The organism is Pseudomonas sp. D5(2026), assembly GCF_057766845.1.
On the sequence record NZ_CM173421.1, the window covers coordinates 2,718,092 to 2,743,986 of the forward strand.

23 protein-coding genes are annotated in these 25,895 nt (G+C 63.0%); 13 read left to right on the forward strand and 10 right to left on the reverse strand.

The features are described from left to right. Positions 1-267 precede the first annotated feature (267 nt). Positions 268-594 carry a putative quinol monooxygenase gene (locus AC3B5Q_RS12555; protein ID WP_028697196.1) on the forward strand — a complete coding sequence of 109 codons (327 nt, stop codon included), beginning with the start codon at positions 268-270 and terminating at the stop codon, positions 592-594. Positions 595-710: 116 nt separating this feature from the next. Here the strand turns inward: AC3B5Q_RS12555 and grxC are convergent, their stop codons facing one another. Both grxC and AC3B5Q_RS12565 read right to left on the reverse strand, forming a co-directional pair. Continuing rightward, on the reverse strand, positions 711-965 hold the full coding sequence (grxC, locus tag AC3B5Q_RS12560; RefSeq protein WP_021782929.1) for a glutaredoxin 3: 255 nt from the start codon (positions 963-965) through the stop codon (positions 711-713). 13 nt (positions 966-978) lie between these two features. Continuing rightward, entirely contained in the window at positions 979-1,497 is a 519-nt protein-coding gene (locus AC3B5Q_RS12565) for a carboxymuconolactone decarboxylase family protein (protein ID WP_021782930.1), read from the reverse strand. A 130-nt stretch (positions 1,498-1,627) separates the two neighbouring features. Here AC3B5Q_RS12565 and AC3B5Q_RS12570 point away from each other — a divergent pair, with 130 nt between their 5' ends. After that, on the forward strand, positions 1,628-2,452 hold the full coding sequence (locus AC3B5Q_RS12570) for an AraC family transcriptional regulator (RefSeq protein ID WP_021782931.1): 825 nt from the start codon (positions 1,628-1,630) through the stop codon (positions 2,450-2,452). A gap of 62 nt (positions 2,453-2,514) precedes the next feature. On the opposite strand, the gene AC3B5Q_RS12575 is transcribed toward AC3B5Q_RS12570, so the two are convergent. Further along, complete coding sequence (locus AC3B5Q_RS12575) at positions 2,515-3,393, reverse strand: LysR family transcriptional regulator (RefSeq protein ID WP_275966875.1); 879 nt, start codon at positions 3,391-3,393, stop codon at positions 2,515-2,517. Between the two features lie 107 nt (positions 3,394-3,500). On the opposite strand from AC3B5Q_RS12575, the gene AC3B5Q_RS12580 reads away from it, so the two are divergent. Further along, positions 3,501-4,502 carry a zinc-dependent alcohol dehydrogenase family protein gene (locus tag AC3B5Q_RS12580; RefSeq protein ID WP_103462433.1) on the forward strand — a complete coding sequence of 334 codons (1,002 nt, stop codon included), beginning with the start codon at positions 3,501-3,503 and terminating at the stop codon, positions 4,500-4,502. A 65-nt stretch (positions 4,503-4,567) separates the two neighbouring features. Here the strand turns inward: AC3B5Q_RS12580 and AC3B5Q_RS12585 are convergent, their stop codons facing one another. After that, positions 4,568-4,768 (reverse strand): hypothetical protein, encoded by a 201-nt coding sequence (locus AC3B5Q_RS12585; RefSeq protein WP_135192629.1) that lies wholly within the window; start codon positions 4,766-4,768, stop codon positions 4,568-4,570. A 182-nt stretch (positions 4,769-4,950) separates the two neighbouring features. Between AC3B5Q_RS12585 and AC3B5Q_RS12590 the strand changes: the two genes are divergently transcribed. The 4 genes from AC3B5Q_RS12590 to qhpG are packed head-to-tail and all read left to right on the forward strand — an operon-like array spanning position 4,951 to position 10,548. Beyond that, positions 4,951-6,861: a sigma-54-dependent Fis family transcriptional regulator gene (locus AC3B5Q_RS12590; protein ID WP_488393107.1), complete on the forward strand. Its 1,911-nt coding sequence runs from the start codon at positions 4,951-4,953 to the stop codon at positions 6,859-6,861. A 1-nt stretch (position 6,862) separates the two neighbouring features. Further along, positions 6,863-8,596 carry an ABC transporter ATP-binding protein gene (locus AC3B5Q_RS12595; protein ID WP_488393108.1) on the forward strand — a complete coding sequence of 578 codons (1,734 nt, stop codon included), beginning with the start codon at positions 6,863-6,865 and terminating at the stop codon, positions 8,594-8,596. Then, positions 8,586-9,263 (forward strand): subtilisin-like serine protease QhpE, encoded by a 678-nt coding sequence (gene qhpE / locus AC3B5Q_RS12600; RefSeq protein ID WP_021782937.1) that lies wholly within the window; start codon positions 8,586-8,588, stop codon positions 9,261-9,263. The genes AC3B5Q_RS12595 and qhpE overlap by 11 nt, the downstream gene beginning before the upstream one ends. Continuing rightward, complete coding sequence (gene qhpG / locus AC3B5Q_RS12605) at positions 9,256-10,548, forward strand: flavin-dependent monooxygenase QhpG (RefSeq protein ID WP_488393109.1); 1,293 nt, start codon at positions 9,256-9,258, stop codon at positions 10,546-10,548. The genes qhpE and qhpG overlap by 8 nt, the downstream gene beginning before the upstream one ends. Positions 10,549-10,600: 52 nt before the next feature. On the opposite strand, the gene AC3B5Q_RS12610 is transcribed toward qhpG, so the two are convergent. Then, positions 10,601-11,854 (reverse strand): MFS transporter, encoded by a 1,254-nt coding sequence (locus AC3B5Q_RS12610; protein ID WP_021782939.1) that lies wholly within the window; start codon positions 11,852-11,854, stop codon positions 10,601-10,603. Between the two features lie 251 nt (positions 11,855-12,105). On the opposite strand from AC3B5Q_RS12610, the gene AC3B5Q_RS12615 reads away from it, so the two are divergent. Both AC3B5Q_RS12615 and AC3B5Q_RS12620 read left to right on the forward strand, forming a co-directional pair. Beyond that, complete coding sequence (locus tag AC3B5Q_RS12615) at positions 12,106-13,845, forward strand: sigma-54-dependent Fis family transcriptional regulator (RefSeq protein WP_021782940.1); 1,740 nt, start codon at positions 12,106-12,108, stop codon at positions 13,843-13,845. Positions 13,846-14,039: 194 nt separating this feature from the next. Then, positions 14,040-15,314: a carbohydrate porin gene (locus tag AC3B5Q_RS12620; RefSeq protein WP_021782941.1), complete on the forward strand. Its 1,275-nt coding sequence runs from the start codon at positions 14,040-14,042 to the stop codon at positions 15,312-15,314. Between the two features lie 59 nt (positions 15,315-15,373). Here the strand turns inward: AC3B5Q_RS12620 and AC3B5Q_RS12625 are convergent, their stop codons facing one another. From AC3B5Q_RS12625 to AC3B5Q_RS12645, 5 genes are all read right to left on the reverse strand, one after another. Continuing rightward, on the reverse strand, positions 15,374-16,384 hold the full coding sequence (locus AC3B5Q_RS12625; protein ID WP_021782942.1) for a zinc-dependent alcohol dehydrogenase: 1,011 nt from the start codon (positions 16,382-16,384) through the stop codon (positions 15,374-15,376). Positions 16,385-16,394: 10 nt separating this feature from the next. Beyond that, positions 16,395-17,213, reverse strand: coding sequence for an SDR family NAD(P)-dependent oxidoreductase (locus AC3B5Q_RS12630; RefSeq protein WP_021782943.1), 819 nt, complete (start codon positions 17,211-17,213; stop codon positions 16,395-16,397). Between the two features lie 34 nt (positions 17,214-17,247). Further along, positions 17,248-17,769 carry a 2,4'-dihydroxyacetophenone dioxygenase family protein gene (locus tag AC3B5Q_RS12635; RefSeq protein ID WP_021782944.1) on the reverse strand — a complete coding sequence of 174 codons (522 nt, stop codon included), beginning with the start codon at positions 17,767-17,769 and terminating at the stop codon, positions 17,248-17,250. 207 nt (positions 17,770-17,976) lie between these two features. Then, a complete protein-coding gene (locus AC3B5Q_RS12640; RefSeq protein ID WP_190869183.1) occupies positions 17,977-19,290 on the reverse strand; it encodes an alginate export family protein in 1,314 nt (437 codons plus the stop codon). A 138-nt stretch (positions 19,291-19,428) separates the two neighbouring features. Continuing rightward, entirely contained in the window at positions 19,429-20,922 is a 1,494-nt protein-coding gene (locus AC3B5Q_RS12645) for an aldehyde dehydrogenase family protein (protein WP_488393110.1), read from the reverse strand. Between the two features lie 403 nt (positions 20,923-21,325). Here AC3B5Q_RS12645 and peaA point away from each other — a divergent pair, with 403 nt between their 5' ends. Genes peaA through peaD form a run of 4 tightly spaced genes read left to right on the forward strand, consistent with a single transcriptional unit; the run spans position 21,326 to position 25,848 of the window. Further along, positions 21,326-22,891, forward strand: a complete 1,566-nt coding sequence (gene peaA, locus AC3B5Q_RS12650) for a quinohemoprotein amine dehydrogenase subunit alpha (protein ID WP_031322210.1) — start codon at positions 21,326-21,328, stop codon at positions 22,889-22,891. A 48-nt stretch (positions 22,892-22,939) separates the two neighbouring features. Then, positions 22,940-24,370, forward strand: a complete 1,431-nt coding sequence (gene peaB, locus AC3B5Q_RS12655) for a quinohemoprotein amine dehydrogenase maturation protein (RefSeq protein WP_084851053.1) — start codon at positions 22,940-22,942, stop codon at positions 24,368-24,370. A gap of 1 nt (position 24,371) precedes the next feature. Next, positions 24,372-24,695 carry a quinohemoprotein amine dehydrogenase subunit gamma gene (gene qhpC / locus AC3B5Q_RS12660; RefSeq protein ID WP_014590799.1) on the forward strand — a complete coding sequence of 108 codons (324 nt, stop codon included), beginning with the start codon at positions 24,372-24,374 and terminating at the stop codon, positions 24,693-24,695. Between the two features lie 31 nt (positions 24,696-24,726). Then, complete coding sequence (gene peaD, locus AC3B5Q_RS12665) at positions 24,727-25,848, forward strand: quinohemoprotein amine dehydrogenase subunit beta (protein ID WP_488393111.1); 1,122 nt, start codon at positions 24,727-24,729, stop codon at positions 25,846-25,848. The last annotated feature ends 47 nt before the right edge of the window (positions 25,849-25,895 follow it).

A 25,895-nucleotide genomic window follows, 5' to 3' on the forward strand; every position in this document is an offset into this window, starting at 1 on the left:
GCCTCATCAATGCCGCCAACATGCGCCGTGCCCATGCGCTGGTCGAGAGTGGCAAGGCGCGTGGCAAGATCGTCCTGGAGGGCTTCTGAAACCCGTATGACAGACCACGGCGGACCGGCCGATCCGGCCCGCCAGGAACAAGCAGGGTTAAACGAACCGTGTTTTTCTGCGCCGCGCTTACTCACGGCGCCACGCCCGGCGAAACGCATGCACACCTTGAAGCAGGCAGTACCGCGCCTGCGCCTTGCAACTGACCAGGAGCTTGATATGAACCAACAAGATTACCCCCTCGTTTCCCTCGCCATCCTCAAGGCCAAGCCAGACCAGAGAGCAAAGCTGAAAGCGGCCTTGCTGGCCTTGATCGAACCGACTCGGGCGGAGCCCGGCAACCGCGACTACATGCTGTTCGAACGCAGCGACGAGCCCGGGACGTTCTACATGCGCGAGGCGTTCGACCACCAGCAGGCCCTGGACGCGCACCTGACCACCGCTCACTTCCAGCGGTTTGCCGAGCAGGCCGAACAGTTGTTGGCGGAGCCCTTGCAACTGATCTTCCTTGACCCGGTGTCATCTGCCGTTGCGCCCTGTCCCTGAGGCAGGCCAGGCCTTGGCCACTGTGGCGTTACTGCCAGCAGCATCGGCACGTAGGCACACGCAAGAGCGGAGGGCAAACAGGGTCAGGCTTGGCGTCCACGACTTGTCTTTACACTTCAAGCGCTAAGCAATGCTTCGAGCTGGCCCTTGCGATCCAGACTCGCCAAGTCATCGAAGCCGCCGACATGCACCTTGCCAACAAATATCTGTGGGACGGTTCGGCGTTGGGATCGCTGCATCATTTCCGCCAAGTGCCGGGGTGACTGTTCAACGTCGATTTCGTCGGGGGTAATGCCCTTGCTCGACAGCAGTCGCTTGGCGCTCACGCAGTAAGGGCAGTGCTGGGTGGTGTAGATCGTCACGTGGCTCATGGTGGTTACCCTCCTAGCTTGCCGATGGCGGAAAGTCGATATCGGTAGCGGCGATGTTGTTCAGGTAGTTGGTCAGGGTTAACAGCGTGACCTGCGCCACTACCTCCACGATCTTGCTATCCGTAAGGCCCGCCTCACGCGCTGCAGCGATCTGCTCGTCACTCAACTGGCCGCGACTTGCGGTGATCTGCTGGGCCAGCGCGGCAACCGCGCTGAGTGTGCCGGCTCGGGCTTGCCTGACGGCCTCATCGCTCAACCCAGCCTTGCCGCCAAAGAAGGTGTGTGCCGCCAGGCAGTAGTCGCAACCGTTGATTTGCGAGGTGGCGAGGGCAACGACTTCACGCTCGACGGCGCTCAGTGAGCCTTTACCCAAGGCTTGGGCGAGGGCCAGGTAACCGTTGAGTGCGACCGGAGAGTGAGCCAGGGTCTTGAATGCATTGGGGATGAAGCCGAGACCTTTCTGAATGCCTTCGAGGGCTGCGCGCGAGCCAGTAGGGGCCTGGTCCAGCGAGAGAGTAGCGATGCGAGTCATGGTAGTTCTCCACTAGGTTGATCAAAACGGCTTGTCTATCAAGCCTGGAGTCCATACTAGGGAGGCAGACTTTTCTTTCGGCTTCAGATCGTCGAAGGTATGCAACAGATCGTCTAAATCTGAGCGCGCTATGGACCGACTATCGACACTGCTCAAGCACTTCAACCTGCACGCATCCACGTTTCACCAGGGTGGGTTCTGCGGAACAACCCACCTTTATGGACAACACAGTGTCGGCCACGCCCACCTGCTGCGCTCGGGGCGTCTGGCCTTCAGGGGCAAGCGTGGCCAGCTGATCGAGTTGACCGAACCCAGCCTGATTCTGGCGGTGCGCCCGCAGGAGCACCACTTGCTGGCCACCGAAGCCGATGAGGCGGAATTGGTTTGCGCCACCCTGCATTTCGATGGCGGCGCCAACAACCCGCTGACCCTGGCTTTGCCGGACTTCATCATCAAGCCCCTCGGCGAATTGCAAGGCCTTGATGGCACCCTTCACTGGCTGTTCGAAGAAGCCTTTGGAGATGAGTGTGGTCGTGATGTCATTCTCAATCGCTTGTTCGAGCTGATGATCATTCAACTGCTTCGCCACCTCATCGCCAACCGCAGCATCGCCTCGGGAATGATGGCCGGGTTGGCCAACACTCAGCTGTCCCGCGCGCTTGTGGGGATCCACGATGAGCCGCAGCGCAATTGGTCCGTGGCGGAACTGGCGAATCTTTCGGGCATGTCGCGGGCAAGCTTTGCCGCGCACTTTCGCGAGATCGTGGGTATCACCCCCGCGGACTACCTGGCGAACTGGCGCATCAGCCTGACGCAGAAACGCCTTCGCGAAGGGCGCCCCATTGCCCTGATCGCCGATGAGGTCGGCTACGAAAGCCCTTCTGCGCTGGCCAGAACCTTTCGCCGCAAGGTGGGCGCAAGCCCGACGCAATGGCTGCAGCAGGATGCGGTATAACGCCTGCTCGACAGATTTGCGCGCGAGGCAATGAGCGAGGTCCCGTGCCCCAACGAGGTGGCTTATACGTTCTCCCGAAGAAATTCGATGAACGCCATCGTCCTTGCCGAGCGTCGCCGCTCACAGCTGAACACGGCGCTGACCGGCAGCGCGGTCGTCTGGTATTCGTCGAGCAGGCTACACACGCCACCCTGCTCGAAGTCCGCAGCAAACAGCCATTGCGGAGACAGGGAGATGCCCAGGCCGGCGAGGACCATTTCACGAATGGCCTCGCTGTTGTTGCTGGTGACGTTGCCTTTGATTGCAACCTCAAGTGCTTCGCCACGACGGGTGAAGTGCCAGCGGTCGTAATGCTCAAGCAAGGTGAAGGCGATGCAGTTGTGGCCTGCCAGTTCGGCGGGCTCGCGTGGCCGGCCATGGCGATCGAGATAGGCCGGTGCAGCGTAGACTCGCCGTGTGCTGGTGCCCAGGGGCACGGCCACCAGTCCCTCGCTCTTCACCACGCCAATGCGGATGGCCAGGTCGATGTTTTCCATGAGCAGGTCTTCGTTGTAATCGTTCAGGCGCAGGTCGATCTGCACATCGGGATGTCGCTGTAGAAAAGTCCCGATCAGGGGCGCTATGCACAGCCTCCCATAGCTGACCGGTGCGGCAATTCGCAGGGGGCCGGCGATCTGCTCCTGGCCGCTGGCGAAGCTGCGCGTGGCATGCTCTAGCTGGCTGAGAATTTCCTGGCAGTGGCTGTAGAAACGTTGCCCTTGATCGGTGAGGGCGAGGTGCCGGGTGCTGCGGGCAAACACGGCTCCGCCCAGGTACTGCTCCAACGCACGGACCTGCTTGCTGACTGCCGGCTGCCCCATGTTCAGCTCCCGAGCCACTGCCGAAAACGAGCCACGCTCCACGACGCGCACGAAGATGCGCATGCTGTCGAACAGATCCATCGCTATTGGGCCTCTTGGGGGAATAAGTAATATGCAAATTTAGTTTCTTATCGGAATGAGGAAGACGGTGCAACCTGTAAGCGTCCACTCATTCAGAGGTTCCCGTCATGAATCAGACCATGCTTGCCGCTATTGCCGAATCCGCCCAGACCCCGCTGGCCGTGCGCCACATCGCCCGTCCTGTGCCCGGCAAGGGGCAGGTCCTGGTGCGGATTCACGCCGCAGGGGTCAACCCGCTCGACACCAAGATCGCTGTCGGTGCAGGCGCTCATGCCCGCCAGGCGCTGCCGGCCGTGCTCGGCCTGGATCTCGCTGGTACGGTCGTTGAACTGGGCGAGGCGGTTGATGGTTTCACGCCTGGCCAAGAGGTCTTCGGCATGGCCGGCGGCATCGGGGGCGCCCAAGGCACCCTGGCCGAATACATCGCCGTGGATGCCAGGCTGATTGCATCAAAGCCGCATGCGCTCGGCATGCGTGAGGCTGCCGCGTTGCCGTTGGTTTTCATCACCGCCTGGGAAGGTCTGGTTGATCGGGCCAATGTTCATAGTGGTCAGCGGGTGCTGATTCATGGCGGCGCAGGTGGCGTCGGCCAAGTTGCGGTGCAATTGGCCAAGGCTCGCGGTGCCGAAGTCTACGCCACCGGCTCCGCGAGCAGTCTAGACTTCATCCGCTCGCTGGGGGCCACGGCGATTGACTATCAGGCGCAGGGTGTAGAGGCCTATGTCGAACAATATACGGCTGGAGAAGGTTTCGACATCGTTTATGACACCGTCGGCGGCAGCACGTTGGATGCGTCATTCAAGGCAGTAAAACCGTATACCGGGCACGTACTCAGCTGCCTCGGTTGGGGCCAGCACAGTCTCGCGCCTTTATCCTTCAAAAGTGCCACCTACTCGGGTGTATTCACCCTGGCACCGCTACTGACCGGGAAGGGGCGCGAACACCACGGAAGTATCCTGCGCGAAGCAGCTGTTCTGGCCGATGCCGGGCAACTGACGATCCGGGTGGACCCGCACCAGTTTGCACTGGACGAGGTCAACGACGCATTCCGACAGGTCGCGGAAGGTCGTGGCAGGGGCAAGACGGTTATCCAGTTGGTAAGCGATTAGCCTCCAGAGCTTCATTAATCAGCAGTTACCGGCCAGTAGCGCCCGCTTCTGGCCCTGGCTGGCTTTCACGAATCTGCCCAAGGGTAAAATTGGCGTTTCACACGCAGATGCTCCAGGCCGGTGGAAACACGCTGGATTACCACGTCTTTCAGATCCGTGTCCGAAATCAGGAAAGGCGGGGTCTTGGCGAGGAGCACCTTCATCGTCGCAGTATTCCTGCCGTCGCCGTCGTGGATGGCACGGGCTTCGCCCTTGTTCGCGGGCAAGCCCGCTCCCACAGGGATGGCGCCAGCTTTTAGAAATTGAGCAAGACAGTTGCTCCTACCCAAGATTTTGGTCCCACCCCCCGAACCATCAACCAGATGACGGCCAGCCATTTCTCCCGCACACTGCGGAAAATTCCCAAGCCCGTACCCCGTCACATTGCGGGGCACAGCCGGAGTAGAAAATGGCGCGACAACTAATAACAAACGCCCACGACCCGTTGCACGAATCCCGCGAGGCCCGGTTGAAGCTGGCCAGCGAAGGCGAACTACCGCTGGGCATGCTGCGTGATGAGATCGACGCCTCCTGGCGCCGAAGCCTGGGCCACGGCCTGGACTGCCTGCAGGGCGAACAGGTCGGCCTGGGTTTGGAACAGGGCCATGACCTGCGCCTGCTGCTGGAGCGCAACCGCCTGCTGATCGATGCCGTCACCCCAGAACTTGACTACCTGGTCGCGCGCCAGGGCAAGGCTGGCATCGTCATCCTCGGCGACGCCCAGGCCAACGTGCTGGCCATCGAAGGCCAGAAGCACGTGCTGCAGCGCGAGGGCCTGCGCGATCTGCACCCGGGCAGTTGCTGGAGCGAATCGCTGCGTGGCACCAACGCCATCGGCACGGCCGTGGTCGAAGGCCGGCCGACGCTGATCAACTGCGGCGAACATTACCTTGACCGTCTGAGCCCGTTCTCCTGTACTTCCGTGCCATTGCGCGACCCGCGCGGCGAGGTGATCGGCGTGCTCGACATCACCCGCGAAGGGGTGATGGCGCAACCGCAGGACAGCCTGTCGACCCTGATGCTGGCGGCCGGCAACATTGAAAGCCGCCTGTTTGGCCTGTGCCACCCAGAGCAGCTGGTGCTGGCCTTCCACAGCCGCCCGCAGTACCTCAACAGTGCCTGGCACGGCCTGTTGGCCCTGAGCCTGGACGGTGAAGTGCTGGCCGCCAACGACAGTGCCTGCCAGTTGTTGCAGGTGCCGCGCCATGAGCTGATTGGCCGGCGCAGCACTGACCTGCTCGGCGAACGGTCACCTGCGTTTATCGCGCGTCTGTGGCAGGGCGGTGTGAGCAGTGTGCAGACGGCCAAGGGCGAGTTCCACTTCCGTGCCTTGCAGCTGCCACGCCATGGCCGGGTCAATGGCAGCACACCGGCAAGCAAGCCAGCGCTGGGCAAGCAGTCGCCAGCACTCGAGGCCCTGGCCGGTGGTGATTCACGGCTGGCGCGCAACCTGCGCATGGCTCGCCAGGGGCTGGGCAATGGTTTGCCAGTGCTGCTGCTGGGCGAAACCGGTACCGGCAAGGAAGTGGTCGCTCGGGCCTTGCACCAGGCCAGCCCGCGTGCCGACAAACCGTTCGTGGCGGTCAACTGCGCGGCCATTCCTGAAGGGCTGATCGAGTCCGAGCTGTTCGGCTACCGTGAGGGCGCCTTCACCGGTTCGCGTCGTGGTGGCATGGTCGGGCGGCTGATGCAGGCCCATGGTGGCACGCTGTTCCTCGACGAAATCGGCGACATGCCGCTGGCCCTGCAGGCACGCCTGCTGCGGGTGCTGCAGGAGCGCCGCGTAGCACCATTGGGGGCGGGTGACGAGCAGGACATCGACGTGGCGCTGATCTGCGCCACCCACCGCGACCTCAAGCGCCTGGTCCAGGAACAACACTTCCGTGAAGACCTGTACTATCGGGTAAACGGTGTGTCGCTGCGCCTGCCGGCCCTGCGCGAACGCGACGACCTGGCGGCGATCATCCAGGGCCTGCTGGACAAGGCCGATGCGCGTGGCGTAACCCTCGACCCGGCGTTGACCGCGTTGCTCGAAGGCTTCGACTGGCCAGGCAACATCCGCCAGCTGGAAATGGTGGTGCGCACCGCCCTGGCCATGCGCGAGGATGGCGAGCAGGTGCTGACCCTCGATCACCTTACCGACTGCCTGTTGGACGAGCTGGCGAGCAGCACAGCGCCCTCCGGCAGCCTCAAGGACAATGAACTGGAGCAGATCCGCGGTGCTCTGGCACGCCACCAGGGCAACGTCTCGGCCGCCGCCGAGACGCTGGGTATCAGCCGGGCGACGCTGTACCGCAAGCTCAAGCAGTTGCGCGGCTGACGTGGGCAGCCTGTTCGCAAGGCTGGTGGACTCCAGCGACCCTGTACTCATGCGCCAGGCGTTGGCCTGGCTGTATGGTTTCGTGCGCCCACACCGGCGTGCCATCGGCCTGTTGCTCGGTTTGTCGCTGGGTGCATCACTGCTGGCGCTGGCGCAACCCTGGCTGGTCAAGACTCTGATCGACGAAGGGCTGCTGGCCAAGGATTACCAAACGCTTTGGCACATGGCGGCAATCATGATCGGCGCGGGCCTGCTGGGCACGGTGCTGGCCGGCGTCAACCGCTACCTGCATACGCGCCTGTCGGGGCGCATCCTGTTCGCCTTGCGCGACGATCTTTACCGCCATCTGCAGCAGTTGTCGCCAACCTTCTACGGGCGGCGGCGTATCGGCGACATTCTTTCGCGGCTGGATGGCGATGTGGCAGAGATCCAGCGCTTTGCCGTGGACTCGCTGTTCTCGGCGGTGTCGGCGGTGATCGGCCTGGTGGGTGCGGTGGCGTTGATGCTGATGCTGTCGTGGCAGTTGTCGCTGTTGCTGGCGCTGCTGGTGCCGATCGAGGTGCTGTGGCTGCGCTGGATGCGGCGCAAGGTGGAGCGCGAAGTGCGCAACTTGCGTGAGCGCTCGGCGGATGTGTCGTCTTTTCTGGTCGAGACCCTGCCGGCGATGAAGTTCATCCAGGCGGCCGGCCAGCAAGGCCGGGAAGCAGGGCGCCTGGACCAGCTTGGGCAAGGTTACATGCGCCAGTTGCTGAAGGTGCAGGTGACCGAATTCTTCACCCAGGCCATCCCCGGCACATTGACCTCGTGGTGCCGCGCCTGCGCGTTCCTGGTGGGTGGTTGGTGGGTTATCCAAGGCACCTGGCAGTTGGGCGCGCTGATCGCTTTTTCTACTTACATGGGTATGGCGGTTGGGCCGGTGCAGAGCCTGTTGGGCTTGTACGTGGCGGTGCAGCGCATGGCTGTCAGCCTGGGAAGGGTGATGGAATTGAAGCAGGAAGCGGTAGCGGTACATCAGACCGCCAACCCGCAGCCCATCCCCGTTGGCCCCGGCGAGTTACGCCTCGAGGCGCTGAGCTTTGCCCATGAGGGGCGCCAGGGTGCGGTACTGAAAAACGTGCAGGTGAGCATCCCGGGTGGCCTGAAAGTCGCCATCAGCGGTGCCTCCGGGGTGGGCAAGTCAACCCTGATCGACCTGCTGCAGCGGTTCTACGACCCGGACGCGGGGCGCATCCTGCTGGACGGCGTCGACCTGCGCGACCTCGACCTTGTTGCATTGCGCAGGCAAATCGCTGTGGTCAGCCAGGACATCGTGTTGTTCCGTGGCACCCTGGCGCAGAACCTGGCTTATGGCGTGCCCGAGGCCAGCCGTGACGAACTGGAGCGGGTGGTGCGTCTGGCGCGGCTGGACAGCCTGGTCGACAGCCTGCCATTGGGCCTGGACGGCCTGCTGGGCGAGCGTGGCCAGCAGTTGTCTGGCGGGCAGAAGCAACGTATTGCCATCGCCCGCGCGGTATTGCAGGCCCCGGCGATCCTGGTGCTGGACGAGGCCACTTCGGCGGTGGACGAAGCCACCGAGCGTGAAGTGATCGCGGCCATCGACCAGTTGTTCGCTGGCCGCACGCGTATTCTGATCAGCCACCGGGCTTCGACCCTGGCCGATGCCGACCTGCACCTGCAACTGCATGACGGCCAGTTGCAGAATCTGGCGCAGGAGGTGATCAAACATGGGCACTGACGTACGTGTTGGCATCATCGACAGCGGCTGCTCGCCGGCGCAGGCCAACGGTTTGCTGGGCGCCCGCCGTTTCTGGCTGGAGGACGGCCAGTTGCGCGAAGGTGAAATGCTCCCCGACCAACTTGGGCACGGCAGTGCGGTGCTCGCCAGCTTGCAACACGAGGCCGGTCCGGTGTCGGTGCTGGTGGCCCAGGTGTTCAGCGCCCAGGCCAGCACCAGTGCGTTGCAGGTGGCTGCCGCATTGCTGTGGCTGGTGGAATCGGGGGCCACGCTGGTCAATCTCAGCCTGGGCTTGCAGCAGGACCGGCCCGTGCTGCATCAGGCTTGTGCCGAGGCGCTGGCGGCTGGCGTGCTGTTGTGTGCATCCAGCCCGGCACAGGGTGGGCCGGTATACCCGGCCAGCTACCCGGGGGTGATTCGACTGACCGGTGATGCGCGTTGTGCGCCCGGCCAGTGGTCCTGGCTTGGCACCCGGCAGGCGGACTTTGGCGGTTATGTGGGAGCGGGCGGCCGAGCGGGTGCGAGCTTGGGCTGTGCGGCTTTGAGCGGAAGGATTGCGGCTTTGCTGCGTGACGAGCCGGGCAGGGATCGCCAGCAGGTCCATGACTGGTTGCGCGATCACGCGGCTTTCATCGGCCCAGAGCGTCGAGGGCCCAGCCATGGTTGAGCCGCGCATTGTGGTGCTGGGGGCCGGCCCTGCGGGTGCAGCCACGGCCATTGGCTTGCGGCGGCTGGGTCACACCGTGACAGTGGTGTCGGAGTGGCGCCGTTTCGCGGCAGTTGAAGGCGTTTCGCTGCGGGTGCTGGAGGGCTTGCGGCACGCAGGGCTTGGCGGGGCCTTGAGCCAGGCGGCCATGCCGGCCACCCGCCAGGTGCACTGGAACGGCCAGCACCTGCACATGAACCAGGAGTTTTTGCTCGACCGGCAACGCTTTGACCAGGCGTTGCGCGAAGACCTTCAGCGCGCAGGTGTGCGTGTGGTCGAGGGGCGGGTGCGTGAGGTCGTGCAGGGGGGCGGTCATCATGTGCGCCTGGACGATGGGCAGGTGCTGACCGCTGATTTCCTGGTTGAGGCCCGAGGCCGACAGGCTCCCCTGGCCGCAGACCGCCTGCGTGGGCCGGAAACGGTCAGCTTGCTCAATGTCTGGCAGGGTAGCCCCGGTGCGCCTGCGTCGGCGGTGGAGAGCCTGGAGGATGGTTGGGCGTGGATGGCACGGCTGGAAGACGGCCGCTGTTACTGGCAAGTCACCCAGGAGGCTGCCGGGCTGCCGGGGAAAGCTGGTTTGGCAGCTTACTGCGTGGCGTTGCGGGGCCGCAGCGCGTTGGTAGCCGAGCTGTTCGACGGTCAGGCATTGATACCGGCACAGGTGCATGCACGTAGCAGTACCGCCATTCTGGCGGGTGAATGTGTCGGGCAGGACTGGATCCGGGTGGGGGATGCCGCGATGGCCGTTGACCCGCTGTCGGGCAACGGGATTTTTCAGTCGCTCTCTTCGGCATTGCAGGCGCCGGTGGTGATCAATACGTTGCTGCGCAGGCCTGAGCGGGCCGAATTGGCGCGGCAGTTTCACCAGCAGCGGGTCGAGCAGCTGTTCCTGCGTTTTGCCCGCATTGGCCGGGATTTCTATGCCCAGGAACAAAGCCGGGTGGGGCAACCGTTCTGGGCCCGGCGCCAGGGTTGGCCGGATGCGCAACCCCTGCACCTGAGCACGGACTGGCGAGCGGTGCGAGTGGCACGCCAGCCAGTGTTGCGTGACGGGCTGGTGGATGAAGCCGAGGTCGTGGTGACGGCGGACCAGCCGCTGGGGGTTTGGCATTTGCAAGGTGTAGAACTGGCACCGATAGTTCGCGGGCTTCATGCTGGCCTGGCGCTCAGTGCTGTGCTTGAGGGACAGCAGGTTGAGCATCAGAAAATGGTGCGACGTTGGCTCACAGAACAGGGCTATACCTGAACCCCGGGGCTGCATGGCGTCCCCAGGATCCAGGCTCGGAGCCTCTGGACCGCTACTCGCTTACCGCCGTCAGGTTGCTGCGCCCGACTGCGCGCAGGGGGGCAGTTTCAATCAGCCCCAACCCCAGCACTCCAACAACGATTGCGCACCCTGCTTGTAGCAGCAACGGGGCGCCAAGACCATGAATGTCCGCCAGCCAGCCGCCCAGCACCGGACTGAGCACGCCGCCGACCACTTCACCCATGCCCATCACCAGCCCGACGCAGGCGGCAATGCGATGAACCGGTACGGTTTCTGATGGAATGGTGGCCATGAAGATCGGCGCCACTCCGCTGGCCGACCAGGTGATGAACAACACCGTGCAAAGCATCCAGAACGGCCCTTGAAAATACAGCGCTGCCAGCGGCGTGAGCGCCCCGATCAGGGAGAACACCACCACTACCAGGCGCCGGCCCAGGCGGTCGGAAAGCGCAGGCACGATGAAACTGCAGAGCGTGGCACTGGCACCCAGCACGCTCATCAAGATACCCATTTCGGTAGAGCCGAACTGCCGCTCGTTCATGTAGTACACCGGCATGAACGCCCACCCCAGCACCATCCACGCCACATAGAAACACGCGATGAGCATGCTCAACCAGACGTTGCGATAACGCAGCAGTTCTAACAGCGAACCTGCTGCGACGGGCTGCGAGGCGGACGGTGTCGTCGGCTGGGCAATGACTACCTCCTTGGGCTCGCGTACGTACTTCCAGATCATGCACGCGGCAATCAACCCGGGGATGCCCGCGACGATGAATGCAAGGCGCCAGTGGTAGTGGCTGGCCAGGGCCACCAGGAGCAGGGGCGCGATGCATGAGCCCAGCAGGTTGCTGCCAAAGTTCTGCATGATGCCCATGTTGTGGCCGCGGCGGCTTGCCGTGGAGTTCATCGCCATCAGGGTTTGCGAGATAGGCAGTATCGGGCCTTCGGCCACCCCCATCAGCAGGCGGGCAGCCAGCAGCATGAAGAAGGTGCTGGCCAGCCCGGAGAAGAACGAGCACACCGAAAACACGATCACGGCCACCAACAGGTAAGGCTTGCGGCGCCCGCTGCGGTCGGAACGGGCGCCAAGCAGGTACCCGGACAGTGCCCAGGTCAATGACAAGGCCGATACCAGCAAGCCGATCTGGGTGTTGCTCAAGGACAGGTCGGCGGCCACGAAGGGCGCCAGGAAACTCATTGCATTACGGTCGAAGAAAACAAAACCGAAACTGAGGCTGAGCACGAACAGCAAGCGGTTTTCGTAGGAAGAGAACCAGCGGCGCATGGTGTATCTCCTGCATGATTATTGTTATTGGAATACGCGACGTTCAAAGGCGTCCGCCAGCAGGTGATAGCAAACGCTAGGCCAATTGCGCAGGCCAGCCCCAGGCCCTTGCATACAAGGCCTTGAGCCGGGGCTGGAGCGGCGCAAGCCTTGATCTTTGTTGATCAAGCTGGCAAAAGTTGATGATCAAATATCGGCCTGGCCATCGCGTGACACCGCCCGTGCGCAGAACAAGAACAATAGGAGAAGGTATGAGTCGTTCATCCATCGCGGCACCCCGCGAAGCTGTGTCGCGTTCCCCTCAGGCCTATGAAACCAGCAGCCCGACCCCGGCCGACCTGCGTCGCTACCTGCGGTTTTCAGATGAGGATGCGCGTATCTGGCTGGACGACCAGAGCATGGTCATGCTGCATTCCAGCGCGCTGGGTGCATTGCGCCGCGAGTTGATCGAAAGCGTCGGGCGCGAAGGCGCGCGGCGCATCCTGATGCGCATCGGTTATTCGGCGGGTAGCCAGGATGCCGCGCTGGTACGCAAGCGCTGGCCGGCATCGGACGAGCGCAGCTCGTTCATTGCCGGCGGCCGGCTGCATGCGTTGCAGGGTGTGGTGCGGGTGGAAACGGTCGACCTTGACCTGGACATCGAACGCGGCCACTTCCACGGGGAATACCTGTGGCACGACTCGCGTGAAGCCCATGAGCACATAGCCCACTACGGGGTTGGCGACGAGGCTGCGTGCTGGATGACCCTCGGCTACGCCGCCGGTTATGCCAGCGCCTTTATCGGCAAGCTGGTGGTGTACCGTGAGGTCGAGTGCGTGGCCGCAGGCGGCCGCTGCTGCCGGATTGTCGGCGATACGGCAGATCGCTTGCCAGATCATGAGCACGGCGCCGAGCAGCGCTACTGGGACCCTGCGCACTTCATTCAGATGAACTCGATCTGGTCGCCCTCCGAGGGCGAGGCGGTACAACCTGCCTGCACGGCCAGCAGCTTGCCGCTGCAGGACGACATGGTCGGTATTTCTGCTGCTTTCAGCGTTGCCCGTCATCAAATTGCGCAAGTGGCACCCACCCGAGCCACGGTACTGTTCAGCGGTGAGTCGGGCGTTGGCAAAGAGGTGTTCGCCAAGGCGCTGCATCGGCTCAGCCCGCGCGCCCAACAACCGTTGGTGGCGGTCAACTGTGCGGCTTTACCAGAAAGCCTGCTGGAAGCTGAACTGTTCGGTGCCGAAAAAGGCGCCTACACCGGTGCAACGCAGGCGCGTACAGGTCGTTTCGAACGGGCCTCTGGCGGCACGCTGTTCCTGGATGAGGTCCAGGCGTTGAGCATGAGCGCCCAAACCAAGCTGCTGCGCGCCTTGCAAGAGGGAGAAATCGAGCGGGTGGGCGGCAACAGGCCGATCAAGGTCGACTTGCGGGTTATTGCTGCGACCAACGCCAACTTGCGCGAAGCGATTGCTCGCGGCACCTTCAGGGAAGACCTGTTCTTCAGGCTGAACGTGTTCCCCATTCACCTGCCTCCGCTGCGTGAGCGCCGGGATGATATCCCGCTGCTGATGGAGCACTTTTTCAAACACTTCACCCAACTGCACGGCAAGCAGGTCACCGGGTTCAGTGCCCGGGCCGTGGAAGCGCTGCTCAACTACAGCTACCCCGGCAACGTGCGAGAGCTGCAAAATCTGGTGGAGAGAGGTGTGATTGCGGCACCCGGGCAAGCATCGATTCGTACCCAGCACCTGTTCCCCTGCGGTGAGCAGGCGCCCCGCGCCGGGTTGGGCGTGGGCGGTGACGGCAGCCTGTGCAAAGCGGCCAGCGAGTCGGACCCGCAGGGCAGGCCCATGGCCGAACTCAAGCACGCCATTCACAACCAGCAACTGGAGCAATATCGGCTGGTGTTGCAGGCCTGTAATGGCAATCTGTCTGCCGCAGCTCGGCAACTGGGTATCAGCCGTCCGCAGCTGGCCTACCGACTGAAGGCCCATGGGCAGGGGTGAATTGATGATCGAGCTTGATCAAAGCGGATCAATTTGATCAAGCCAGGCAACGAATACTGTTGGCACAACCCCATGATACAGGGCGTTTCGCCGCGTCCCGGGGGCTGGCACAGCCCTTGCGATGCACCAGGCGCGACTTCCTGAAGCGGTAGTTTCAGGTCGCACTTCATAACAACAAAAACAGAGAGTGCATCATGAATGCTCAACCGAGCGGCACCTGGGTGCCTGGCGTTCGCGTTACCGCCTTGTCCATTGCATTGACCGCCTTTGCGTGTGCTGCCCACGCACAGGAGGCGATCAAGCTGGACCTGCAAGTGTGGAACCTGTCGGTGAAAAACCTGGATACCGGCCCTGACCCTTACCACTATGCCAACAGCGGCAACGTGTTTGCCGGAGTCGAGGGCGACCTTGATGCATTGGCCAACATCGCCGGGGCATCGTTCAGCCTGCAGTACGTGTTCTTCCCGTTCATGCGTGGCGAGGGGCAGCCCGCCCAGGACAGTTGGCAGGGCAAGGCCGGGAGTTTCTTTGCCGGGGCACCGATGCACAATGACATCGATACCGGCTACCTGGCTCGCTTTACCTGGAACCAGCGCCTGTTGCAGGACCGCCTGGAACTGGCAGTGGGCCGCAGCAATGCCCGTCAGCACTTCTACATGGCCAACTGTGAAAACGTGATCACCTGCAACGACCCGGTCATCGATAACTCAACCGGTATCCTGCCGTACCCCTACGGCAGTTGGGGTGGCTACACCCGATACCGTTTTGATTCAGGTTACTACCTGCACAGCGGGGTGTTCGAATCCAACCCCCAGCACTACTTCAAACGTACCAAGGGGTTTGACTGGGACCCGGGTGACGCCAGCGGTATCACCTGGCTGGCCGGGGTAGGGGCGAAAGCGGATTTTACCCAGGACCCTTATGCGTACCATTACGAACTGAACGGTTTTCATAACACCGGCGAACAGATCGACCCCATGGACGGCCGCTTGCGCAGGGGGAGCGATGGGCTGCTGTTCAAGTTCCGCCAGACATTGGCCAGAGAAGGCGAGGCCGCCGTGCCCGAGCGGGGTTGGCAGGTGTTTGGCGCCTGGTCCTGGAGCGCCGATGACATGCAGCCTTTTTCCCATTTCGCCGAAGTTGGTGTGACCCGCCTTGGCCCGTTCGGTCGGCCGCAGGATACGCTCAACCTCAAGGCCAGCTACCTGCGCCTGGGTGCGCGCCAGGCAGCCTGGCAAGAGCACGCGCGGCTGCTTGCCACCGGCCGCGATGAGCGTACGCGTCGAGGTGTATCACGCATCGAGCTGAACACGCACTGGCAAGTCACCCGCAACCTCGCACTGGAGCCCAGCGTGCAGTACATCTTCAACCCGGACAACTTCTACAACCCCAGCGCGCCAGTGAGTGGCGATGGTGCGGTAATAGCCCTGGAGGTCATGTACAACCTCGGTTCCGCGCTCGGTTTGTAGGCCCTGAACGCAAACCTCCCGCCGAAGCGGGAGGTTTTTACCGGTGATGGCTGAAGGGATCAGGCCTGCTGGGGGGCAACCATGACCTTGCATTGATGCTGGCGTTGGCGCAGGGCTTCGAATGCCAGGGGCATTTCGGCCAGCGACACCGTTTCGCTGACCATCGTCAGTGGGGTGGCATCCGGGCCGTCCAGCACATCTACAGCGGCGCAGAACTCGTCCATGTTGAAAAACGCCGACATGATCAGGTTCACCTCCTTGGACACTGCCTGGAACGGCATGAACCTGTCCGCGACCGTGCACAGCCCAAGCACCACAACCGTGCCCCGTGGGCGCACATGGTCGATAGCCTGTGCAATCAGGCCTGGGCGGCCGACACACTCGAAAACGATGTCGGCCGCGCTGCCCAGGTTTTGCGCAATACACGCTGGCAGTGCGCCGTCGCCTACCAGAAATTGCGTCGCCCCAAGATGCAACGCGCGCTCGCGCTGCCAATCGCCCAAGTCGGTGATGGCGACGGTGGCTGCACCCAGGCGCCTGGCCCAGTAGGCCACTGCCAGGCCGATAGCCCCTGCGCCCAGAATCAGTACCTTCGCGCCAGGCTTGAGCCCTGCCCGCATCACACCGTGCAAAGCCACGGCAAGGGGCTCGGCGAGGGCGCTGTCCTTGAGCCCGACACTGCTCGGAATAACCCGGCACTGGTGGCCCTTGGCAGTCGCCCACTGCGCAAAACCACCCCCCTGCAAGCTGAACGCGGGGCACCAGGCAGGCTCACCGCGCAGGCAACTGGCGCACTGCCCACAACCGCGCAAAGGTGCCACGGCCACGGCATCGCCGACTTTCAGGTTGTTTACCTGCTTGCCACACTCAACCACACGGCCGCTGTACTCATGGCCCAGCACGCTGCCTGGGGCAATATTGAAAGCCGGGTCCTGGGTCATGTGCAGGTCACTGCCGCAGATGCCGCAGCGACACACCTCTATCAGAACTTCGTCGGCAGCGGGCACAGGCATCGCAACCGTGCCCAATTGCAAGGGCTGGTTCAGGCCGTTGAACAGAATTGCTTGCATCATTGCCTCCTCAGTCCACCCGGCCGAGCATCTGCCCGCCGTCTATGACAATCTGCGCGCCCGTGACGTAATCCGAGGCAGGCGAGGCCAGGAACAAGGCCAGGCCCTTGATTTCCTCGGTGGAGGCGATCCGATGTTGCGGCACTCGCTGAGCGAAGGCCGCACGGTCGGCCGGGTTGCGCAAACGGCCCCCGGCGATGTTGGTCACGAACGGGCCAGGCGCGATCGCGTTTACGTTGATGCCGTAGCGGGCCAGTTCCATCGCGGCCTGCCGCACGAGTGACGCAGCGCCGGCCTTGGCTGGCATGTAGGGGGTGCCGACGATGGCTTCATTGATGATCGCGGCATTGGAGGTTGTGACGATGATGCGGCCCTGACCACGCGGTTTCATCAGGCACACTGCCGCACGCAGGGTGGTGAACACCGAGGTGAGGTTGGTTGCAAGCACCTTGTCCCAGTGCGCTTCGTCCAACGTCTCCAGTGCGCCTTCAGCGCAGCGCTGGCCCTCGCTGTCCAGAAAGCCGGGGCCAGCGTCGATGCCGGCGTTGGCGAACACAACATCCAGTCGGCCATAGCGCTCGCCGATGCGTTCGAAACAGGCATACATCGCCTGGCGATCGGTGGCGTCCACCACTTCACCGTGCACGGCGAAACCCAGCGCGGTCAACCGCGCTACGTGTTCTTGCAGGCGTTCGTCGTCCACGTCAAGCAGGGTGACCTGCGCCCCTGCTTCGGCCATCACTTCGGCATAGGCCAGACCAATGCCGCTGGCGGCGCCGGTGACCACACAGGTCAAGCCTTCGACGGCAAATCGTTCCCAGTACTTCATCTGCGCCTCCCTGTCTGTCGACTGCTGCACCCGCTCACAGGAACAACGCCTGGTTGATTGGCAGCCCGTGTTTCTCGCAATGGCTCACGTAATGATTGATGAACCAGAACACATCGGTGGTTTCGGTGTGCTGGCCGTGCTCGTCGAAAAACTCGATAGGCCCGTGAATCCAGAACAGTGCCTTCATGCCTTGCGGGTCATCGGAATACAGGGTGTGCGCCGTGCCTGGGGTTTCGAAGACAAAGCTGCCGGGCTTTGCGACCCAGTCGTACTCGTAATATCCCCAGGTGCCCTCCAGCGTTACTGCTGACACCGCTGCGCGGTGCCGGTGGGTGCCGATGCGGCCGCCGCCCTTGACCCAGAGAATGTTGCACACGCTGCCGGTTCGTACATCGAAGCTGAGGTGGCGTATGGCGGCGCAATCGCCGAACGGGACCCAGGGTGATTCATCCTCGCCGGTGCCGATGTGCCCGCCATGCAGGCCATAGCGGTCGACGATGGCGGCATGGGGCTCAGGCGGCAGTTGGACAATGCTTGGCTTCAGGGTGGTGTTCATGAACAGGCCTCGATGTGTTGTTTTTATGGTCGAGCGTTGGCTCGCGAGGATCTTGTGCACAGCCTGTGCCAAGCCCTGAAAGGCCTGATTTACGCAGGTTAGAGCGGGTTAAGGTGGTGAGAATTCATGCAGCTTGGCAGGCTTGATGATTAAATTTGATCAAGCGCGGTGGTGCAGAAGGGGCGCGCCGCGCCCCGCTATTGCAGGTCAGAAGAAGGTCCCGACAATTAATTGCAGGTAAGTCCCGGTATCCCGCCCACCCAGCTGCGTACCGCCATTGGCAGCACTGCGCTCCGGCTTGTAGAACCCCACCACCGGGCTGATCAGCAGGTGGTCGTTGACCATCCATTCCACATACAGGTCCAGCTCGCGCCCGGCAAGGTTGCCCTGGTCGGTGTCCAGCGTGTCGAAGTCGAAGTACAGTGCGCCGACGGTCAGGTTGTCCCGTGGCTTGCCCTTCAGCGCTACATGGTGCACTTGACTGTTCTTGTTGAACGGCCCGGCATAGTTGGCTGCCACTTCACCCTGGAACCAGGTGCCGTAGCCCCGGCTCAGGCCATAGAACAGCGGGTCGAAGCCTTCTGAGAAGCGGCTATAGCGGTAGGTGGCGGTAGGTGACCAGGGCAGTTGAGAGAAGGTCCAGTTGCCCTCCAGGTACCAGGCATTCTCGCGCCCGCCGGTCTTGTCCTGAGTCACGTACTCGGCGGCCAGCTCCAGGTCTTTCACGCCCAGGTTGCCGCGCCCGCGCAGGCTGGCGGTGTCCATGCCGTCGCGGTGCTCCAGGCCCATGATCTGCGCGTAGCGCTGGTCCACGTCGAGGCCGCGGATCCAGCTCAGGCCGACGGTGCCGGTATCGGCGACGTGCTCCAGGTTGGCGACCGCCAGGGAAGTGTCGGCCTGGTAATGGTTGTCGGACTTCAACCACATCAGATCACCGCGCCAGCCCTGGTTGCCGCCCAGGCGCAGCACGGCGGTGCGGTCGAAGGCCTTGCGTGCGGCCAGGTAGTAGGCACCGCCGCGGTCGAAGTTGGCCCCCAGGTCGACCTTGCCCAGGTTGACCGGGTCACCCTGGATCAGGAAACCATCACCCAGGGTGACGACCTGGCGGCCACCGGAAATGTCGACGCCATCTTCGCCCAGCGCCGGAAACAGGTTGGCCGAGCGCCAGCCCAAATACAGGTCTTCGATGGCGGTGCGACGTTCGTCACCCAGGGTCAGGCCGGCGGCGTCGCCATCGCCCCAGGTGGCGGAACTGAGCAGGCTGAAGGCGCCGTAGAGGGTGCCGCTATCGGCCAGGGTCTGGCTGCCGCTGAGGCCGTATTTTACGTAGCCTTCCTGCCAGGCGGTGCTGCCGGGTTGGCGGTTGCCGGCCTGGTTGAAGCTTTCGTCGCTGTGGAAGACGCCGAACAGGGCTTCGAGGTTGGCGTTGAGGGTGGTGCCATCGTGGTTGTACAGCTCGTAGGCTTGGCTGGCGGGGGCGGTTAACAGCAGGGCCAATGTGCAGGCGAGTGTGTGCCTCATGGGGTTGCTCCATGGTTTTTATTGTTGTTTTTTTGTTGCCTGTGCCGGCCTCTTCGCGGGTGAACCCGCTCCTACAAGGCATGTGTTATCTGATGTAGGAGCGGGTTCACCCGCGAAGAGGCCGGCACAGGAAAAGGATCAGAGCTTGATCAACACCGATTTCAGCTCGGTGTAATGCTCGATGGCCGCTGCGCCCATCTCGCGACCGACGCCGGACATCTTGTAGCCACCAAACGGCAGTGCTGGGTCGAGGGCGCTGTGACAGTTGACCCACACCGAGCCGGACTTGATGCGTGGGATCATTCGGTGCACCGCGGCCAGGTCGTTGGACCAGATGCTTGCACCCAGGCCGTAGGGGTTGTCGTTGGCCATGCCGATCACTTCGTCGATGTCATCGAATGGCATCGCCACCAGCACCGGCCCGAAGATCTCTTCCTGTACCAGGCGGTGACGCTGGTCCACATCGACAATCACCGTCGGCTTGACGAAGTAACCAGGCCCGAAACCTTCCCCCCCGCAGGCGATGGTGGCGCCCAGTTCGCGGCCAAGCTCGATGTAGCCGGTAACGCGGTCCTGCTGCTTGGCTGAAATCAACGGGCCCATCTGCACCGACGGGTCCAGCCCGTTGCCCAGCTTCATGGCATTGGCGATCCCGGCGATATCGGCCACCACGTTGTCGAAGTGCTTGCGGTGCACATACAGCCGCGAGCCTGCGCAGCACACCTGGCCCTGGTTGAAGAAGATCGCCGTGGCCGCACCGGCTGCGGCTTCCTGCAGGTTGGCGTCGGGCATGACGATGGTCGGCGACTTGCCGCCCAGCTCCAGGGTGACGCGGGTCATGTTATCCATGGCCGCCTTGCCGATCAGCTTGCCGACCTCGGTGGAGCCGGTGAAGGTCAGTTTGTCTACGCCGGGGTGGCGGCTGAGCGCGGCGCCGGCGTTCAGGCCGGTACCGGTAACCACGTTGAACACACCGGCCGGGTAGCCGGCCTCGTCGACCAGTTCGGCCAGCTTGAGCACGCTCAGTGGGGTTTCATCGGCAGGCTTGAGCACCACGGTGCAGCCGGTGGCCAGTGCCGGGCCGAGCTTCCAGCAAGCCAGCAGCAGCGGGAAGTTCCAGGCGACGATGGCGCCAACCACGCCCACTGCCTCGCGGCGTACGAAGCCGTGGAACTGGTCGTTGGGCATCAACGGCATGGAGGCTTCGACGGTGCTACCCTCGATCTTGGTGGCCCAGCCCGCCATATAGCGCAGAAAGTCGATGGCCAGTTGCACGTCCATCACCTGGGCCACGGCGGCGCTCTTGCCATTGTTCAGGCATTCCAGTTCGGCCAGCTGACGCGCATCGCGCTCCATCAGGTCGGCCAGGCGCCACAGCAGGTTCTGCCGCTCGCGTGGGCGCATGCGGCTCCAGGGCGAGTCGTCGAAGGCCTGGCGCGCAGCGCGCACGGCGCGGTCGACATCTTCGGCCTCGGCGGCCGGCACTTCACCCAGCACCTCGCCGGTGGCCGGGTTGCGGAACGACAGGGTTCGACCGCTGGCGGCGTCCTGCCAGTCGGCACCGATGCGCATCTTCAGCTTGCGTTCGAGAAAGGCGCGGGTGGCAGGCAGGATGGGCAGTTCGGAAAGCATGGGGCTGTGCCTCTTGTCATTGGATGTGACGGGCACTGGCGCAATGGCCGTGCCAACGTGGGCAGATGGCCGCAAAGCGTTGTGGGCGTTGGGTTTTGCCTGAGCGCAAGGTCGCGATTGCCGGGTTGCGCTGTTGCACATTGAGACGGTGTGAGACGGTGGTGAAACAGTGGCTGTTCGGCGTCTTCGCGGGCCCTGTCTCAACATGAAACACCCTGTCGCGAAATGGCACGCTGCAAATGGCCAACTTGGCTGCTGGCCAAACCTCGAAAACCGCTTAAAAGGTTGAAAGGAAACGCTTTTACCGCAACTGGCACAGTTCCTGTATCACAACCGTCACATGCACACCTGCTGTACCAAAGCGTGCGAAAACGATAAGAACAACAACCGTGGAGGTCTGACCTTGAAGACGACTCGACTCCGGCGGCATGCGGGCAAACTGGCGCTGGTCGCCGCCGCGCTGCTGAGCACCCAGGCCATGGCGGCCGAGCAGGGCCCGAGCCTGTTGCAGAACAAGTGCATGGGGTGCCATATCCCCGAAGGCAACGACACCTATAGCCGCATCAGCCACCAGCGCAAGACGCCGGAAGGCTGGCTGATGAGCATCGCCCGCATGCAGGTGATGCATGGCCTCCAGATCAGCGACGACGACCGTCGCACGCTGGTCAAATACCTGGCCGACAAGCAGGGCCTGGCGCCTAGCGAAACCGATGGCGTGCGTTACGCCATGGAGCGCCGGCTCAATACCGTCGAGCACTTCGACACCCAGCTCAGCGAGACCTGTGGCCGTTGCCACTCGGGTGCTCGTGTTGCCTTGCAACGGCGTCCGGCCAAGGAGTGGGAACACTTGGTCAACTTCCACCTTGGCCAATGGCCGTCCCTTGAATACCAGGCCCAGGCGCGTGACCGCGACTGGCTGCCGATCGCCCTGCAGCAAGTGGTGCCGGACCTTGCCAAGCGTTACCCGATGGAAAGCACCGCCTGGGCCGAATGGCAGAAGGCCAAACCCAAGGCGGACGTACTGCCGGGGCAGTGGGCATTCAGCGGCCATATGCTGGCCAAGGGCGATGTACGTGGGGTGATGAGCGTCACGGCCGGAGAGGGCGATACCTTCAAGGTCGAGGTCAAGGGTGCTTACGCCGACGGTACACCGTTCAACGGCAGCGGCTCGGCCATCCTGTACAACGGTTATGAATGGCGCGGCAATGTGAAGGTTGGCGATACCAACCTGCGTCAGGTGTTCGCTGCGCTGGATGGCGAAATGAAAGGCCGTATGTTCGAAGCCGATCACGATGAGCGCGGCCTGGACTTCAGCGCCGTGAAGGAAGGCAAGGCGCAGTTGCTGGCGGTGCAACCGGCGTTCATCAAGGCCGGCGGCGAAAGCGAAATTACCCTGGTTGGCAGCGGCCTGTCTGGCAAGCCGGACCTGGGCGCCGGGGTGGAAGTGACCGAAGTGCTGGAGCAGACCCCGACCTTGGTAAGGGTCAAGGCCCGCGCCGCGGCCGATGCCAGGCCAGGCCTGCGCGAGGTGGCGGTGGGTGCGCTCAAGGGCGTGAACCTGGCGGTTTACGACAAAGTCGACGAAGTGAAGGTCGTGCCGGCGTTCTCCATCGCGCGCATTGGCGAGAACGGCGCCTCCGTGCCGAAAGTGCAGGGGCGTTTCGAGGCTGAAGCCTGGGGCAAGGATGCCGATGGCCAGCCATTGCGTATCGGTTACCTGCCGGCAAGTTGGAAGGTCGAGCCGTTCAACGAGCGTGCTGTCGAGGATGAAGACGTCAAGTTCGCCGGGCAGATGCAGGCCGATGGCGTGTTCGTGCCAGGCGGCGCCGGGCCCAACCCGGAGCGCAAGATGATGACCAACAACGCCGGTAACCTCAAGGTCATCGCCACGCTGGCCGACGGTGGCCAGACCGGCGAAGGGCACATGATCGTCACCGTACAGCGCTGGAACAACCCGCCGCTGCCATAACGGCAGGCTGCAACGGTTTTCCAACGGATCGATTATCGGGAGGTCGCCATGGGCGTACTACTGAACCTGGTCGAACGCAACCTGCACGAAGTACAGGTTGATGCCGACCGCATGCTGTTCCACATCCCCAGCAGTTCGCTGTTCACCGCTGATGCGGTGACCGGCGGCATCATCGACACCTTGCGCCAGCAAGGCTGCTCGGCCGAGGAGCTGATGCAGCGCCTTGGCCAGCAGTTTGCCGGAGACGATATCCAGGACACCCTGCGCGAGCTGATCGCGCTGGAGCTGGTCAGCGACGGCTCGCCGCTGACCCCGGAAATCGCCCTCAGGCAGGTCGAGCGCACCGCGCTGAACACCGTGGTGCTCAACGTCAACACCGGCTGCAACCTCAGCTGCACCTATTGCTACAAGGAAGACCTGGACAAGCCTTCCGCCGGCAAGAAAATGAGTACCGCCACCGCCGAAGCCTCGGTGGAGATGCTGCTCAAGGAATCACCCAACGAGCAGCGCTACAGCGTGGTGTTCTTCGGTGGCGAACCGCTGTCCAACCGGCCGTTGATCGAGCACATGGTGGCTTACTGCGAGCGGCGGTTCGCCGAGGCAGGCAAGCAGGTGGAGTTCATCATGACCACCAACGCTACCTTGCTGACCGAAGAAATCATCGATTGGCTCAACGCCCACCGCTTTGGCCTGTCGATCAGCATCGATGGCCCCAAGACCGTGCACGACCGCAACCGTATCACCGTGGGCGGGCAGGGCACCTATGACGTGGTGCGGCGCAAGGCCGACCTGCTGCTGTCGCGCTACACCAGCCGGCCGGTGGGGGCGCGGGTTACGCTGACCCGTGGCATTACCGACGTTGAAACCATCTGGAACCACCTGTTCAACGAAATGGGATTCGCCGAGGTTGGCTTTGCCCCGGTTACCTCCGGCGACATGGCCGACTTCAACCTGACTGGCGAAGAGCTGGTGCAGGTCTTCGCCAACATGAAGGCGCTCGGCCGTCGCTACCTGGAGGCGGCCCTGGAGCACCGCAACATCGGCTTCTCCAACCTGCACCAGCTGATCACCGACATCCACGAAGGCCACAAGAAGGCCCTGCCGTGTGGCGCCGGGTTGAAGATGCTGGCGGTGGACCACGAAGGTGAGCTGAACCTGTGCCACCGCTTCACCGGCTCCAGCCTGCCCACCTTCGGTAACGTGCACCAGGGCGTGAAGCAGGCGCAGCTCAACGACTTCCTGTCGCAGCGCCTGGACCGCAGCAACACCGGCTGTGAAAGCTGCCGTATTCGCAACCTGTGCTCCGGCGGCTGCTACCACGAAAGCTATGCGCGCTACGGCGACCCGCAGCACCCGACTTACCACTACTGCGAACTGATGCGCGACTGGGTGGACTTCGGCATTGAAGTCTACAGCCGCATCATGGCCGTCAACCCGGCCTTCATCGATCGCTACATCACCCCGCGGAAGGCGCATTGACATGAAGCACTTGAAGCCCCTGAACAACAAGGCGCGCATCCTGGAGCAGGCCGCCGCCGAAGACCGTGTCGAAGAAGTGATGGCAATGAGCGCGGTGGCAGGCTGCACGGCCACTACCGACCCGGGCTGGGAGGTGGACGCCTTTGGCGGCGTGAGCTCGCTGTGCCAGCCGATGGAGGCTGACCTTTATGGTTGTTCCGACCCTTGCTGGTGGCCGGCCCAGGTGCCGGACATGATGAGCACCTACCAGGACTGGAACGCCCAGGCGACCAACTCGGCAGAGGACTGGCGCAACCTCGGCACCGTGTTCCCGAAAGACAAGTGACGGCCCAACAAGAATGACAAGGGGAAACCGCATGAAAGCTGGACGCTGCGCGCCATTGGCGCTCACCATCGCCGCCATGGCTTGCGCCGGGCTGGCACAGGCCGACGACACTGGCCCGGCACTGAAGGCTGGCCACGAATACATGATCGTGACCAACTACCCGAACAACCTGCATGTGGTCGATGTGGCCAGTGACACGGTCTTCAAAAGCTGCCGGATGCCCGACAAGTTCGGCCCTGGCACCGCAATGATGGCGCCGGACAACCGCACCGCCTACGTGCTCAACAACCATTACGGCGACATCTACGGCATTGACCTGGACACCTGCAAGAACACCTTCCACGCCAACCTGTCCAGCGTAGCCGGTGAAGTTGGCCGGTCGATATACTCGTTCGCCATCAGCCCCGATGGCAAAGAGGTGTACGCCACGGTCAACCCGACCCAGATGCTGAACGACCATTACGTGGTCAACCCACCGCGGCTGGAGGTGTTCAGCACCGCTGATGGCCTTCAGGCCAAGCCCGTACGCACCTTCCCGATGCCGCGCCAGGTGTATCTGATGCGCGCCTCCGACGATGGCAGCCTGTACGTTGCCGGGCCGGATATTTACAAGATGGACGTGAAGACCGGCAAATACACGGTGGCCCTGCCGTTGCGCAACTGGAACCGCAAAGGTTACAGCGCCCCGGATGTGCTGTACTTCTGGCCGCACCAGAGCCCGCGCCATGAGTTCACCATGCTGTACACCATTGCCAAGTTCAAGGATGACAAGCAGGACCCGGCCACCGCCGAACCGCTGTATGGCTACCTGAGCATCGACCTTAAGACCGGTAAGACCCACACCCAGGAGTTCGCCGACCTGACCGAGCTGTACTTCACCGGCCTGCGCTCGCCCAAGGACCCGAACCAGATCTACGGCGTGCTCAACCGCCTGGCCAAGTACGACATCAAACAGCGCAAGCTGATCAAGGCGGCTAATCTGGAGCACACCTACTACTGCGTGACGTTCGACAAGAAGGGCGACAAGCTTTACCTGGGTGGCACCTTCAATGACCTGGCGGTGTTCAACCCGGATACGCTGGAAAAGGTGAAGAACATCAAGCTGCCGGGTGGTGACATGTCTACCACGACGCCGCAGGTGTTCGTTCGCTAAAACGGTGTGTGCTTCTTCGCGGGTAAACCTACAAAGGACGGCGCCAC

What these genes read in the sequence shown, in the direction of transcription:
- AC3B5Q_RS12615 (WP_021782940.1), top strand. Translation starts at nt 12,106, where the DNA reads ATGAGTCGTTCATCCATCGCGGCACCCCGCGAAGCTGTGTCGCGTTCC.
- AC3B5Q_RS12640 (WP_190869183.1), bottom strand. Translation starts at nt 19,290, where the DNA reads ATGAGGCACACACTCGCCTGCACATTGGCCCTGCTGTTAACCGCCCCC.
- grxC (WP_021782929.1), bottom strand. Translation starts at nt 965, where the DNA reads ATGAGCCACGTGACGATCTACACCACCCAGCACTGCCCTTACTGCGTG.
- AC3B5Q_RS12645 (WP_488393110.1), bottom strand. Translation starts at nt 20,922, where the DNA reads ATGCTTTCCGAACTGCCCATCCTGCCTGCCACCCGCGCCTTTCTCGAA.
- qhpG (WP_488393109.1), top strand. Translation starts at nt 9,256, where the DNA reads ATGGTTGAGCCGCGCATTGTGGTGCTGGGGGCCGGCCCTGCGGGTGCA.
- AC3B5Q_RS12580 (WP_103462433.1), top strand. Translation starts at nt 3,501, where the DNA reads ATGAATCAGACCATGCTTGCCGCTATTGCCGAATCCGCCCAGACCCCG.
- AC3B5Q_RS12575 (WP_275966875.1), bottom strand. Translation starts at nt 3,393, where the DNA reads ATGGATCTGTTCGACAGCATGCGCATCTTCGTGCGCGTCGTGGAGCGT.
- AC3B5Q_RS12610 (WP_021782939.1), bottom strand. Translation starts at nt 11,854, where the DNA reads ATGCGCCGCTGGTTCTCTTCCTACGAAAACCGCTTGCTGTTCGTGCTC.
- qhpC (WP_014590799.1), top strand. Translation starts at nt 24,372, where the DNA reads ATGAAGCACTTGAAGCCCCTGAACAACAAGGCGCGCATCCTGGAGCAG.
- peaD (WP_488393111.1), top strand. Translation starts at nt 24,727, where the DNA reads ATGAAAGCTGGACGCTGCGCGCCATTGGCGCTCACCATCGCCGCCATG.
- AC3B5Q_RS12570 (WP_021782931.1), top strand. Translation starts at nt 1,628, where the DNA reads ATGGACCGACTATCGACACTGCTCAAGCACTTCAACCTGCACGCATCC.
- qhpE (WP_021782937.1), top strand. Translation starts at nt 8,586, where the DNA reads ATGGGCACTGACGTACGTGTTGGCATCATCGACAGCGGCTGCTCGCCG.
- AC3B5Q_RS12625 (WP_021782942.1), bottom strand. Translation starts at nt 16,384, where the DNA reads ATGCAAGCAATTCTGTTCAACGGCCTGAACCAGCCCTTGCAATTGGGC.
- AC3B5Q_RS12630 (WP_021782943.1), bottom strand. Translation starts at nt 17,213, where the DNA reads ATGAAGTACTGGGAACGATTTGCCGTCGAAGGCTTGACCTGTGTGGTC.
- AC3B5Q_RS12565 (WP_021782930.1), bottom strand. Translation starts at nt 1,497, where the DNA reads ATGACTCGCATCGCTACTCTCTCGCTGGACCAGGCCCCTACTGGCTCG.
- peaB (WP_084851053.1), top strand. Translation starts at nt 22,940, where the DNA reads ATGGGCGTACTACTGAACCTGGTCGAACGCAACCTGCACGAAGTACAG.
- AC3B5Q_RS12590 (WP_488393107.1), top strand. Translation starts at nt 4,951, where the DNA reads ATGGCGCGACAACTAATAACAAACGCCCACGACCCGTTGCACGAATCC.
- AC3B5Q_RS12620 (WP_021782941.1), top strand. Translation starts at nt 14,040, where the DNA reads ATGAATGCTCAACCGAGCGGCACCTGGGTGCCTGGCGTTCGCGTTACC.
- AC3B5Q_RS12555 (WP_028697196.1), top strand. Translation starts at nt 268, where the DNA reads ATGAACCAACAAGATTACCCCCTCGTTTCCCTCGCCATCCTCAAGGCC.
- AC3B5Q_RS12635 (WP_021782944.1), bottom strand. Translation starts at nt 17,769, where the DNA reads ATGAACACCACCCTGAAGCCAAGCATTGTCCAACTGCCGCCTGAGCCC.